Source organism: Kouleothrix sp. 19917, assembly GCF_057073505.1.
Map to the genome: position 1 here is coordinate 3,288,766 of NZ_CP097099.1, position 12,472 is coordinate 3,301,237.

The window sequence follows — 12,472 nt, forward strand, 5'->3', positions numbered from 1 at the left end:
TCCTTCTTGCACCTTCGTGCCTTCGTGTCTTCGTGGTAGAAGATCAGCTTCCGCGTGTGTCTGCGTCCTTCTTGTACCTTCGTGCCTTCGTGTCTTCGTGGTAAATTGGTCTTTCCTCACTGGTCGTTTGCAGGCGTAGCTGGCGCGCGACGGCGCCGTTCCAGCGCCACCAGCAGCACCGCCACGTCGGCCGGGTTGATGCCGGCCAGGCGGCTGGCCTGCCCAAGCGTGGCCGGGCGGAAACGCGCCAGCACCTGACGCGCCTCGTTGCGCAGCCCGCGCAGCGCCGCATAGTCGAAGTCGGCCGGCATGCGGCGCGATTCCATCTTACGCACGCGCTCGACTTCGCGCTGCTGCTTGGCGAGGTAGCCGCCATACTTGGCTTCCAGCTCGGCCTGCTCGGCCACCTCGGGCGCGGCGGCGGGCAGATCGAGCGCGGGCTGAATCTGCGTGTAGCGCACCTCGGGCCGGCGCAGCAGCTCCTCGGCCGACATCTCGCTGCTCAGCGCGGCCACGCCATGCTCGGCCAGGCGCTGGTTGATGGCGGCGGAAGGGAACACCCGCCGCTCGCGCAATTCGCCCAGCAGCGCCGCCGTGCGCTCGCGCTTTGCTTCCACCGCCGCAACGCGCTCGGCCGGCACCAGACCCAGCTCGCCCGCCAGTGGCGTCAGCCGCAGGTCGGCGTTGTCGTGGCGCAGCAACAGGCGGTGCTCGGCGCGCGACGTGAACATGCGGTAGGGCTCGTGAATCTCCTTGGTCACCAGATCGTCGATCAGCACGCCCATATAGGCCTGGTCGCGCCGCAGGATCACGGGCGCACAATGGTGCGCCCAGCGCGCGGCGTTTAGCCCGGCCAGCAAGCCCTGCGCGGCAGCTTCTTCATAGCCGGTCGTGCCGTTGATCTGGCCGGCCAGAAACAAGCCCGGCAGCCGTTTCGCGCCCAGGTCGGCGGTGATCTCGCCGGTGGCAACTGCGTCGTACTCAATCGCATAGCCCGCGCGCGTCAGCTCGACCTGGCGCAGCGCCGGGATGCTGCGCAGCATGGCCCACTGCACGTCTTCCGGCAGCGAGGTGTTGCAGCCCTGCACATACACCTCGGCGGTGTTCCAGCCCTCGGGCTCAAGAAACATGCCGTGGCGCTCTTTGTCGGCAAAGCGCACAATCTTGTCTTCGATGCTTGGGCAGTAGCGCGGCCCCACGCCCTCGATCACGCCGCTGAACATGGGCGCGCGGTGGATGTTGGCGCGAATAATCGCGTGGAAGTCGGGCGTGGTGTGCACCAGGTAGCACGGCAACTGCGGGCGCCAGCCGTCGAGCTGCGCGTGCGGGTAGATGGCGGCGGGTGGGCCGGAGAAGACCGGGTTTAGGGTCTGGGGCTCAGGGTTTGGGAACGACGAATCAAATCCCAAATCCCTAGACCCCAGCCCCCCGTAATAATGGCTAAAATACAGCGGCACATCGCTGCCGGGCTGCAGGTCGGTGTGGGCGAAATCGATTGTGCGGGCGTCGATGCGCGGCGGCGTGCCGGTTTTCAGGCGCACCAGCGGGAAGCCCAGCGCCGCCAGATCGTCGCCCAGCGCCATGGCCGGGGCCTCGCCAGCGCGGCCCGCGCCCCAGATCGCCTCGCCAGTGATTGCGCGCCCGCGCAGAAAGGTGCCGGTGGTGAGCACCAGCGCGCGGCCCTGGTAGACGCGCCCGGTGTGCGTCACAACCGAGAAGCGCGCATCGCTTCCCGGTTCTCGGTTCTCGGCGCTGGGCACAATCCGCTCGACCATGGCCTGCTTGAGGTCGAGGTTTGGCACGGCCTCCAGCGCTTCTTTCATCACCTTGGCATACAGCCGTTTGTCGCACTGGGCGCGCAGCGCCTGCACCGCCGGGCCCTTGCTCTCGTTCAGCAGGCGAATCTGGATGGCGGTGGCGTCGGTGACGCGCGCCATCAGCCCGCCCATCGCGTCGATCTCGCGCACCAGATGGCCCTTGGCCGGCCCGCCAATCGACGGGTTGCACGACATGTGCGCCAGCTTGTCGAGGTCGATCGTCAGCAGCAGGGTGCGGCTGCCCGCGCGCGCGGCGGCGGCGGCGGCTTCGCAGCCGGCGTGGCCCGCGCCAACCACAATTACGTCGTAGAGTGTTTCGTGAATCATAGCCCGAAATTATACCATTGGAAGAAAATTCTGTATCGCATGGCGCTGCGCACCCCCCGCCCGGCCCGTGAACGAGCGGGCTCGCTATGGCAAAGCCCGCCTTCGCGGGCTGTCTGTTTATTAGCACACAAACGCCCCTGGCGCTCTGCTCCGACAAGACCGCGCAGGCGGCCTTCGCTAAAGAAGCCGAGGGCTTCAGCCCCACGGCAATCGCGCAGCGCAAGCCAGCAAAATACACGCGAAGCGCGCTTCTTGTCACCATGACGCGACCATGCTATACTTGCCGCTCAGCAAGCGCACCAGCCAGTTCGGGGGACTTCATGAAGCTGCGTCACAGCGCCCGCACCGACGTTGGCAAAACACGCGATCACAACGAAGACAGCTATGGTGTTGGCGATGCCGCGCCCGCTGAGCAGTTGGGCGAACTGCTGGTGGTGTGCGACGGCATGGGTGGCCACGCGGCCGGCGAGGTCGCCAGCAAGATCGGCATCGATACGATCCTGGCGATCTATTATGGCGACTCGGCCGACGACCGGCAGCTCGCGCTGGTGCAGGCTTTCGAACAGGCCAACAGCGCGATTTTTGCGCGTGGCCAGGGCAGCATGGGCACCACTGGCGTGGCCGCGCTGCTGCACCACGATGCCCTGCATGTGGCGAATGTTGGCGACAGCCGCGCCTACCTGATCCGCGACGGCGAGATCCGCCAGGTATCGCGCGACCATTCGTTTGTGAGCGACCAGGTTGCTGCGGGGCTGATCACGCCCGAGCAGGCGCGCTTTTCGCCGCACCGCAATGTCATCACGCGCGCGCTCGGCTACCAGCCCGAGGTCACGGTCGATATGTTTCGCCTGCCACTGCAGGTTGGTGACGTGGTGCTGCTTTCCTCCGACGGCATGCACGGCCTGATCACCGACGCCGAGATTCTGTCGATTGTAACAAGCCAGCCGCCCGACGAGGCGACCCAGGCATTGATCGATCTGGCGAACAGCCGCGGCGGCACCGACAACATCACCGTGGTGATGGCACAGGTCGACGCGCTGGAGTGGTATGGCGACACGCCCGCGCTGAACGACGAGCTGCACGAGCGCGTGACGGTTGAGCTGCCGGTGACGGGGCGCATGCCACGCGTGGAAACCGCCGAGCGCGACACCGACGAGCTGGCCGTCGCCGAGGAAATCGCCGCCGCGCCTGCGCCTGCCGCTGCCGCGCCACTACCCCCGGCCACTGTGCCGCCCGCCGCCACGCCACCACCCGAGCCGCGCCTGAACTGGCCAGGCCTTCTGCTGGCGCTGGTGCTGCTCAGCGTGCTGATCGGCATTATTCTGTTCGCCGCGCCCTCGGTGCTTGCGCCCGACACCATCCCCCAGCCGGCCACCGCGATTGCCGCGCCTTCGGCGGCCAGCACCGCCGTGAGCACGCCGGTTGCCGCAACCACGGTTGCCAGCCCGCCCGCCGCCACCGCCGCGCCTGCGGGGGCTGCCACGGCTGCGCCACTCACGCCCGGGCCCACCGCCGCGCCGTAACGCGGGGGGTGGGAGTTGGGGAGTGGGGTTGGGAAGAGCGCGGCGCTGCGTCCTAAAAAATGTATCCACAGATGACGCAGATGACGCAGATAATAAGCCCTATATCTGTGTAATCTGCGCAATCTGCGGATACATGGTGTTCCCCATCTCCCATCTCATCCCCCGCCGCGCCGGCGAATATGGTACAATACAGCCTCGCAAATCTGTTCGCCCACGCGCTCCGTGCCCGCCGCCCGAGCGCACTGTGCTGCGCAAGATCGCTTGCGCGAGCGGGAAATGCCACCATGCCGATTCGTGTGCTCGAACCTACCGTCGCCGCGCAAATCGCCGCCGGCGAGGTCGTCGAGCGGCCGGCCTCGGTCGCCAAAGAGCTGCTGGAAAACGCGATCGACGCTGGCGCCACGCGCATCAGTGTCGAGGTGCGCGGCGGCGGCCTGCACGAGCTGAAAATCCAGGATAACGGCTGCGGCATCCCGGCCGACGAAGTCGAGCTGGCCTTTGAGCGCCACGCCACCTCCAAGCTGCGCGCCGCCGACGACCTGTGGGCGATTGCGACGCTGGGCTTTCGCGGCGAGGCGCTGCCCTCGATTGCGTCGGTGGCGCAGGTGATCTGCCTGACGCGCGCGGCCCATGAAGAACTTGGCACCGAGCTGCGCATCGCTGGCGGCGAGCTACAGGCCCGCAGCGCGCGCGGCTGCTCGCCCGGCACAACCTTCAGCGTGCGCAACCTGTTCTACAACGCGCCCGTGCGGCGCGAGTTTCTGCGCTCGGAAGCGACCGAGGCCAGCGCGATTACGGCGATTGTGACGCAGTATGCGCTCGCCTACCCCGAGGTGCGTTTCACCATGCTGGTCGATGGCCGCATGGTCGTGCAAACCAGCGGGCGCGGCGACATGCGCGAGGCGCTGATCGACCTGTATGGCCTCGACGTAGCGCGCCAGCTGCTGCCGGTCGATGCCGCGCACGGCGACGACGAGCAGGCCGTGGCCGTGCGCGGGCTGGTGTCGCCGCCCGGCCTGACGCGCAGCTCGCGTGGCGCGATTCACCTGTTTGTGAACCGGCGCGCCATCCAGCCGCGCGGCCAGCTCACGATTGTGCTCGAAGAAGCCTACCATACCCTGATGATGAAAGGCCGCCACCCGGTCGCCGCGCTCGACATTCGCGTGCATCCTTCCATGGTCGATGTGAATGTGCACCCCACCAAGAGCGAAGTGAAATTCCGCGACACCACCCGCGTGCTGAGCGTGCTTGGCCGCGCCGTGCGCGAGGCGCTGATCGAGGGCGGCGGCGTGCGCCCGTGGGACGACCCGGCCGCGCTGCCGGGCGATGTTGCGCAGCGCCGCTTCGAGCTGCGCCGCCTGGGCGACCGCTGGGAGCGCGAGATTGGCAGCCCGGGCGGCGAGCGCGGGCCGCTTGGCGGTGGGGGCTGGGACGCTGAAAATCGCCTGCCGGGTGGCGGTGCGCCCGACTGGAACGCGCCCGCTACACCCGATTTCACCACGCCCGACTTCGCCGCAGCCACCAACGAGCAGCGCTGGGCGCTCGACGATGCCGGCCTGCCTTCGCCCGCGCCGGCCCCGCAGCCCAACCCGAACCGCCTGCCGCCACTGCGCGTGGTTGGCCAGGTTGGGCAAACCTATATCATCGCCGAAGCGCCCGACGGCATGTACATGATCGACCAGCACGCCGCGCACGAGCGCGTGACCTACGAGCGCCTGATGCGCGAGCGCGGCGGGGCCGCCTTCGACCAGCAGAACCTCTTGATTCCGCAAACGGTCGAGCTGCCACCCGCCGCGCAGGCCCTGCTGCTCAGCAATGCCGACGCGCTGGAAGAATGGGGCTTTGCAATCGAAGATTTCGGGCGCAGCCTGAAAATTCGCGCCGTGCCGGCCGGCCTGCGCGACAGCACGCTCAATGGCGCGCTGCTCGAAGTGGCCGACCACCTGCATGGGCGCGGTGGCAGCACCCCCGACGACTGGCGCGAGGCCATGCTTACAACCGTGGCCTGCCACAGCTCGATCCGTGCCGGCCAGACGCTCTCGTTCGACGAAATGCGCCAGCTGCTCGTGCAGCTCGAACAATGCCAGGCGCCGCGCACCTGCCCGCACGGCCGCCCAACCATGATCCTGCTCAGCACCAGCCAGCTCGAACGCCAGTTCGGGCGCATCAAGTAGCCGCCCGGCCCGCACGGCCAAGCACGCGAGCACACAGCATTCTATGAGCGCTGAACCGATCGAAACCGCGCCCGACGCCGGCTGGCGCGCTGGCCTGAACCGCAATGTCGTCGTCCTCGGCCTGGTCAGCTTCTTCACCGACATCAGCAGCGAAATGCTCATCCCAGTGCGCTTTCTGTTTCTGGTGCACTGGCTGGGCGCGCCGCTTGCGCTGGCCGGCCTGATCGAAGGGCTTTCGGAAGCGGCCGCCAGCGTGCTGAAAGTGGCGGTGGGCCGCCGCACCGACCGCGTGCGCCGCCGCACGCCCATGATCCTGTTTGGCTACAGCCTGAGCAACCTGGCCAAGCCGCTGATCGGCTTTGTGCAAACATGGCAGCCAGCCCTGGCGCTGCTGCTGGCCGACCGGGTGGGCAAGGCGGTGCGCGGCGCGCCACGCGACACGATTATTGCCGACAGCGTGCCAGCCACGTATCGCGGCAAGGCCTTTGGCTTCCACCGCGCCATGGATACCGCCGGCGCGGCGCTTGGCCCGCTGATCGCCTCGCTGATCCTGGCTGCCACCGGCGGCAATCTGCCGGCAGTGTTTTTCTGGACGGTCGTGCCCGGCGTGATTGGCATTCTGATCATTCCGCTGCTGCTGCGCGAGCCGCCCCGCGACCGCGCCCCGGCTGCGCCTGTTGCTGGCGCGGCTGCGCCAGCGGTGCCGCTGGGCGCGCGCTTCTGGGTGTTTACGCTGATCTGGACGCTCTTCTCGCTCGGTAATTCGTCCGACTCGTTTATTTTCCTGCGCAGCTACGACCTGGATGCGCAGCTGGCGCTGGTGCCGCTGTTCTATGCCGGCTTCAATATTGTGTATGCTCTGTGCGCCATCCCGCTCGGCTCGCTCAGCGACGAGATCGGCCGCCTGCCGATCCTGGCGGGCAGCCTGCTGCTGTTTGGCGCGATCTACACCGGCTGGAGCCAGGCCACGCAAACATGGCAGAGCGCGGTGCTGTTTCTGCTCTACGGGCTCTACTATGGCGGCACCGAGGGCGTGGCGCGCGCCTTTGTGGCCGATCTGCTGCCGGCCGGGCGGCGCGGCACCGCGCTGGGCTGGTTCACCGCGCTGACGGGCGTTGCCACGCTGCCGGCCAACCTGATCGCGGCCTACCTGTGGAACGCGCAGGGCCGCAGCGCGCCATTTGTGTTTGGCGCGGCCATGGCCTTTGCCGCTGGCGCGCTGCTGCTGCTGTGCTACCCCTGGATGCGGCGTGCCCGGGCGGCGGCGTAGGCGAGGGGTCAGGAGTCAGGGGTTCGCGGGTGGCAGGTTTGAAGGTTGCAGGTTCCGTGGTTCTGCCGTCTGGGCGTATTGCTATACGCCCGTTCGGTTCTGCCGTCTGGGCGTATTGCAATACGCCCGTTCGGTTCTGCCGTCTGGGCGTATTGCAATACGCCCGTTCGGTTCTGCCTCCTGGGCACAGAAAAGCCGGCCCTGGCGAGCCGGCCGTGCGAGCGAAAAATTGCGGGCTTAGCGCGTTGCGGTGGCCTGGCGGCGCTGCCACCAGCTCAGCAGCACAACGGCAACCACGGCGGCGGCAAACACCAGCGGGATGTCGAAGAACAGGAAATCCCAGCTGACAAACAGCTCGCCGCTGATAAAGCTCGCCAGCGTGCCAGCAAGCGCGCTGAGCACAATCAGCGCAATCGCGCGCAGCTGCACGCGCGCAATCCGCTGCACCAGCACGCCAATCAGCAAGCCAGCCAGAATCGGAAATGCCTCGCCCATGAGAACCTCCTGTAGGTATAGACACTATCGCGCTGCGGTGCGCGTATTATAGCATGGTGCCTCGGTTTCGGGAAGAGGAACGGTATCTATACACGGCACTATCAGAGTTCCACAATCGATCCGCAGATGACGCAGATTATGCAGATTAGCGCCCTTATATCTGCGTCATCTGCGTCATCTGCGGATTGATCTCGTTCCCAGCCCAGCGTTGACATGGCCCTAATCATAAAGGCTATGTTCAAGTTCCATAGTTCTGCGGTTCTTTGGTTCACGCCCTACGCCAGCTCGCCCCACAGCACGCCCGCGATCTGCGGCGAAAGCGTGATGGTCTGCTGGCCAGTGCGCAGCGTGACGCCATACGAGGGCGACTGGTCGGTGACCTCGAAGCGCGCGCCCGGCGTCAGGCCGGCATTCTGCAAATAGCGCATCAGCTCAGAATCTTCCTCGGCTTCTTCCACAATCCGCCGCAGCCGGAACTGGCTGCCCGGCTCGGCGCGATCCAGCCGCAAATTGCCCACATAGCCCACGCCGCTGCCCGGGATCGGGTTGCCATGCGGGCAGGTCGTCGATTGACCCACCAGGCTGGCGATCCGCTCTTCCATCAGCGGCGACAGGCTGTGCTCCAGGCGCACGGCTTCTTCGTGGATTTTGTGCCACGGGATGCCCATCACATCCACCAGAAAGCGCTCCAGCACACGGTGGCGCTTGACCATCGCCTCGGCCATGGCAAAGCCTTCGTCGGTGAATTTGATCTCGCCGCGCCCATCGCGCGCAATATAGCCCTGATCTTCCATGCGCTGAACGATATTCGTGACGGTTGGCGGCGTCACATGCATCCACTCGGCCAGCCGCGCGCCAATCACCGGCTCGTTGCGCGCCGAAAGGTAGTAGATCACCTCCAGGTACTCGCGCATTTTCTCGGTCGGCCCTTCCTGGCCGTGGCGGCGCCGCGTTGCGGTATGTTTCTGTGCCTCTGGCATCGTTTAACCCTTCAATATGCGCCTTGCGGGGTTTAGACAGTATTACATTGACAAACTGTGTATATTAGCGTATATTAACGCCGTCGATACGACGCTACGAATACGAGCTATTCGCATATACGAACATTTGTGGCGATGGCGCGGCTATTATAGCCGAGCGCAGACGCACGCGCAAGGCTTGCGCCTGTCGCCCGAGAAGGAGCGGTCCTATGCGCCGGGCGCTGTTCTTCTGCTCACTCCTGCTGCTTATGCTCCTCACGGCGGTTCCAGCCCTGGCGGAAACGCCACCACTTGCCGATCAGGTGCGCGGCCTGAGCCACCACGCCACCGAGGGCGTTGAAGCCGCCGAGGCCAATCGCCCCGAGCTGATGCGCGCCGAGTACGAAGAGCTGCACGCGATCTGGGGCAGCTTCGAAGGCGAGGTACAGGCCAACGATCCCGCAGGCTACCTCGATATTGAGAACGCGCTCGACGCGGTGAAGGCCGCCGTCGCCGCCCAGCCGCCCAACCCGGCCGCCGTCAAAGCTGCCTACACGCAGCTCGGCACCGAGCTGAACGAAGTGGCCGACCGCCTGGGCGCCGCGCCAGCTGCCACCCCCACCAGCGGCCTGGCCGCGCAGGTGCTGGGGCTGAGCCACCACGCCAACGAGGGTATCGAAGCCGCCGAGGCCAATCGCCCTGAGCTGATGCGCGCCGAGTACGAAGAGCTGCATGCGATCTGGGCCAGCTTTGAAGATGGCGTGCGCGCGCAAAACCCCGAAGGCTACCTCGATATCGAGAACGCGCTCGACGCGGTGAAGGACGCCGTCGCTGCCCAGCCGCCCAACCCGGCCACCGCCAAGGCTGCCTACAGCCAGCTGGATGTGGAGCTAAAAGAAGTGGCGGCCCGGATCGCAGCCGCGCCCGCTACGGGTGCCCCGGCCGCAGCCGCAAGCCCCGCTGCCGATATCACACCGGCCAGCCTGCTTGGCACACTTGGCGAGGTCGAACAGGCGCTGGCCGGCGGCGACATTGCAACAGCGCGCAGCGAGTTCACCGGCTTTATTCGCTCGTGGCCCGCCGCCGAAGACGCGATTGCCACCCGCTCGGATGCCGACTACAAAGCGATTGAAGCCAGCCTGGGTCAGGCCAGCGCTGCCCTGCGCGCCGAGCCCGCCGACACTGCCGCCGCCAGCGCGGCGCTGGCGAGCATCCGCAGCACGCTCACGCCCTACACGATCGAGAGCTCCTACACCGCGCTCGACGCCGCGCTGATCATTCTGCGCGAGGGCCTGGAAGCATTGCTGGTGGTGGTTGCGCTGCTGGCCTTTCTGCGCAAATCGGGCAACAGCGACAAGCGCGGCTGGATCTGGGCCGGCGCGGGCCTGGGCGTGCTGGCCAGCATTGGCGCGGCGCTGGCGCTGCAAGCGATTTTCAGCACGGTCAGCGCCGGGCGCAATCGCGAGCTGATCGAGGGTGTCACCGGGCTGGTGGCCGCCGCGCTGCTATTCTACGTTTCCTACTGGCTCCATAGCAAGGCCAGCCTGGGCGCATGGAAAAAGTACATCGACACGCGAACAACCCAGGCGCTGGCACGCGGCAGCATGGTTGGCTTGTCGCTGCTGGCCTTTCTGGCGGTATTCCGCGAAGGTGCCGAGACGGCAGTTTTCTACCTCGGCATGGCCCCGTCGATCAGCATGCGCGACCTGCTGCTGGGCTTTGGCGCGGGCGCGGCCATTCTGGCGGTGGTTGCGGTGCTGATGCTGGTGGTGGGCGTGAAGCTGCCGCTGCGGCCCTTCTTCCGCGTGGCTGGCCTGCTGGTGTACTACCTGGGCTTTAAGTTCGTCGGCACCGGCCTGCACGCCCTGCAAGTCGCCGATGTGCTGCCGAGCTCGCCCATCGGCAGCGGCGAATCGAATGCGGTGCTGGAGTTCTTCGGCATCTACCTGACATGGCAGACCCTGCTGCCGCAGCTGCTCTTGCTGGCGGCGGCGCTGGCGGTCTTCTTCTACCTGCGCGCGCAGGAGCGCCGCGCCCGCGCCGTGGGTACGCCAGCGGTGGCGTAGACGAGGAGACAGGAGACAGGGGTCAGGAGCTTGCGACTTCATCGCATCAGTACGATAAACGCACGACGCTTTTACCGGCGTCGTGCGTTTTTTAGCGAAACCTCGGTGGGCTCTGTGGCTATTTGTCTGCTTCCCGGCCAAGCTGCTTTTCTTTGTGGGCGTAGCGCTCGGCAACCACCATGCCAGCGCGCTCGTACAGGCGCGTTGCCCCAGTGGGGTTTTGCGCGTCCACGCCCAGGCCGGCGGTGCGCAGCCCGCGCGCGTAGAACGCGCCAAAGGCCTGCCGCAGCAGCGCCAGGCCCAGGCCGCGCCGCCGCCAGGGCCGCCGCACGCTCAGGTTGCGCACCCAGCCCAGCTCGGCGGTGCGCGGGTAGCCCAGCACCACGCCCGCCAGCTCGGCGCCATCATACGCTAAAAACCACAGCGCCGGGTCGAAATCTTCGCGGCCCATCGCAGTCTGCCGCCATTCCTCGAACGGGGTTGGCGACGAGCCCCAGTGGTCGCGAAAGGCTTCCTGCACGGTCGCGTGCACGGCCCGCTCGTCGGCCGGGCGGAAGGCGCGCACCGCAACGCCGGCTGGCCACACCGGCGCGGGCGGCGGCGCATCCATGGCCAGCTCCATGCGCCAGAAATGCCGCACTGTGGCGTAGCCCAGGCTGTCGAACAGCGCCTGCGCCGCCGCATTTTCGGCCTCGATCGCGCCGTGGATTGTGAGCGCGGGAAGGTCTGCTGCGGCAAGCTGTGCGCGGGCGCGTGCCTCGGCGCGCTGCAAAAGCTGCGTGCCAATGCCCGCGTATTTATGCGCCGGGTGGACATAGCCATCCACCTCAACCTTACCTTCCGGCTCGAAAAACAGCGTCTCGTAGCCCAGCGCCGCGCCATCGGCACCGAGCGCCAGCCAGGCATTATTCGCCAGGTCGAAATTGCTTTCGGCCCAGTCGCCGCGAATGATTGCAGCGGTCATATCGGGCGTGCCGCCCTCGGCCAGCGACGCCGCGTTGATCAGGTCGACAATTGCGTCGACGTCGGCGGGCGTGGGCGGGCGAATCGTCACAGTGCTCATGGGTATCCTTTCTGCGCAGTCTGCTGCAGAAACAGACGCTTGGCGCAGCGCGGAGGTTACTCGGCGGGCGGCTGCGGTACCACGGCCAGGCCGCGCTGGATGGCAATCATGGCGGCCTGGGTGCGGTTACTAGCGCCGAGCTTCTGAAAAATTTCGCTCATGCGGTTGCCGACAGTTTTTTCCGAAAGGTGCAGACGCGCCGCGATGGCGCGGTTGTCGTGGCCCTCGGCCAGCAGTTGCACAATCTCGCGCTCGCGTGGCGTGAGCGCGTCGTTGTCGGGGCGGGTCGTGTCGGCGCGGCGAATTTCGTCAAACACGCGCGCGGTCATGGATGGATCGAGCGCCGCCTCGCCGCGCTGCACGCGTTCCAGCACATCGATCAGCTCCTCGGCGTCGGCGTCTTTCAGCAGGTAGGCGCGCACGCCAGCGCGGATCGCCTCGATCACATGCTGATCCTGGCGGTACATGGTCAGCATCACCAGCTTGATCGCCGGGTGCGTCTGCGCAAGCTGGCGCGCAACCGACACGCCATCCAGGCCGGGCATCTGGATGTCGAGCAGCACGATGTCGGGCTGGAGCGCGGCCGCCAGCGCCAGCGCCTCGGTGCCGGTGCTGGCCTCGCCCACCACCACAAATTCGGTTTTGCGCTCAATCAGCTCGCGCAGGCCCTGGCGGAACATGCGGTGATCATCGGCGAGAAGCAAACGCGTGCCAGCCATAGCAACCTCATTATCTGGAAAATAAGTTCTTTAATATAACAGGCAAGCTTCCAGGAAGC

At 66.6% G+C, this 12,472-nt stretch carries 9 protein-coding genes; 4 read left to right on the top strand and 5 right to left on the bottom strand.

Going from position 1 to position 12,472, the window contains the following annotated elements:
* Positions 1-116 precede the first annotated feature (116 nt).
* Positions 117-2,144, bottom strand: coding sequence for a tRNA uridine-5-carboxymethylaminomethyl modification enzyme MnmG/GidA (locus M1P90_RS13360; protein ID WP_483703150.1), 2,028 nt, complete (start codon positions 2,142-2,144; stop codon positions 117-119).
* 86 nt (positions 2,145-2,230) lie between these two features.
* On the opposite strand from M1P90_RS13360, the gene M1P90_RS13365 reads away from it, so the two are divergent.
* The 3 genes from M1P90_RS13365 to M1P90_RS13375 all read left to right on the top strand — a co-directional run bounded on the left by M1P90_RS13365 (position 2,231) and on the right by M1P90_RS13375 (position 7,111).
* On the top strand, positions 2,231-3,667 hold the full coding sequence (locus tag M1P90_RS13365) for a Stp1/IreP family PP2C-type Ser/Thr phosphatase (protein ID WP_483703151.1): 1,437 nt from the start codon (positions 2,231-2,233) through the stop codon (positions 3,665-3,667).
* Positions 3,668-3,951: 284 nt separating this feature from the next.
* Positions 3,952-5,841 (top strand): DNA mismatch repair endonuclease MutL, encoded by a 1,890-nt coding sequence (gene mutL / locus M1P90_RS13370; RefSeq protein WP_483703152.1) that lies wholly within the window; start codon positions 3,952-3,954, stop codon positions 5,839-5,841.
* A gap of 43 nt (positions 5,842-5,884) precedes the next feature.
* Positions 5,885-7,111, top strand: coding sequence for an MFS transporter (locus tag M1P90_RS13375; RefSeq protein ID WP_483703153.1), 1,227 nt, complete (start codon positions 5,885-5,887; stop codon positions 7,109-7,111).
* 237 nt (positions 7,112-7,348) lie between these two features.
* On the opposite strand, the gene M1P90_RS13380 is transcribed toward M1P90_RS13375, so the two are convergent.
* Together M1P90_RS13380 and M1P90_RS13385 are read right to left on the bottom strand one after the other, a co-directional pair.
* Positions 7,349-7,606 (bottom strand): hypothetical protein, encoded by a 258-nt coding sequence (locus M1P90_RS13380; RefSeq protein WP_483703154.1) that lies wholly within the window; start codon positions 7,604-7,606, stop codon positions 7,349-7,351.
* A gap of 275 nt (positions 7,607-7,881) precedes the next feature.
* On the bottom strand, positions 7,882-8,586 hold the full coding sequence (locus M1P90_RS13385) for a metal-dependent transcriptional regulator (protein ID WP_483703155.1): 705 nt from the start codon (positions 8,584-8,586) through the stop codon (positions 7,882-7,884).
* A gap of 209 nt (positions 8,587-8,795) precedes the next feature.
* On the opposite strand from M1P90_RS13385, the gene M1P90_RS13390 reads away from it, so the two are divergent.
* Positions 8,796-10,631: an FTR1 family iron permease gene (locus M1P90_RS13390; RefSeq protein WP_483703156.1), complete on the top strand. Its 1,836-nt coding sequence runs from the start codon at positions 8,796-8,798 to the stop codon at positions 10,629-10,631.
* A 118-nt stretch (positions 10,632-10,749) separates the two neighbouring features.
* Here M1P90_RS13390 and M1P90_RS13395 read toward each other — a convergent pair whose 3' ends face one another.
* Both M1P90_RS13395 and M1P90_RS13400 read right to left on the bottom strand, forming a co-directional pair.
* Positions 10,750-11,694, bottom strand: a complete 945-nt coding sequence (locus M1P90_RS13395; protein WP_483703157.1) for a GNAT family N-acetyltransferase — start codon at positions 11,692-11,694, stop codon at positions 10,750-10,752.
* Between the two features lie 56 nt (positions 11,695-11,750).
* On the bottom strand, positions 11,751-12,413 hold the full coding sequence (locus M1P90_RS13400) for a response regulator (RefSeq protein ID WP_483703158.1): 663 nt from the start codon (positions 12,411-12,413) through the stop codon (positions 11,751-11,753).
* Positions 12,414-12,472: the final 59 nt, after the last annotated feature.

What these genes read in the sequence shown, in the direction of transcription:
- M1P90_RS13360 (WP_483703150.1), bottom strand. Translation starts at nt 2,144, where the DNA reads ATGATTCACGAAACACTCTACGACGTAATTGTGGTTGGCGCGGGCCAC.
- M1P90_RS13365 (WP_483703151.1), top strand. Translation starts at nt 2,231, where the DNA reads ATGGCAAAGCCCGCCTTCGCGGGCTGTCTGTTTATTAGCACACAAACG.
- mutL (WP_483703152.1), top strand. Translation starts at nt 3,952, where the DNA reads ATGCCGATTCGTGTGCTCGAACCTACCGTCGCCGCGCAAATCGCCGCC.
- M1P90_RS13375 (WP_483703153.1), top strand. Translation starts at nt 5,885, where the DNA reads ATGAGCGCTGAACCGATCGAAACCGCGCCCGACGCCGGCTGGCGCGCT.
- M1P90_RS13380 (WP_483703154.1), bottom strand. Translation starts at nt 7,606, where the DNA reads ATGGGCGAGGCATTTCCGATTCTGGCTGGCTTGCTGATTGGCGTGCTG.
- M1P90_RS13385 (WP_483703155.1), bottom strand. Translation starts at nt 8,586, where the DNA reads ATGCCAGAGGCACAGAAACATACCGCAACGCGGCGCCGCCACGGCCAG.
- M1P90_RS13390 (WP_483703156.1), top strand. Translation starts at nt 8,796, where the DNA reads ATGCGCCGGGCGCTGTTCTTCTGCTCACTCCTGCTGCTTATGCTCCTC.
- M1P90_RS13395 (WP_483703157.1), bottom strand. Translation starts at nt 11,694, where the DNA reads ATGAGCACTGTGACGATTCGCCCGCCCACGCCCGCCGACGTCGACGCA.
- M1P90_RS13400 (WP_483703158.1), bottom strand. Translation starts at nt 12,413, where the DNA reads ATGGCTGGCACGCGTTTGCTTCTCGCCGATGATCACCGCATGTTCCGC.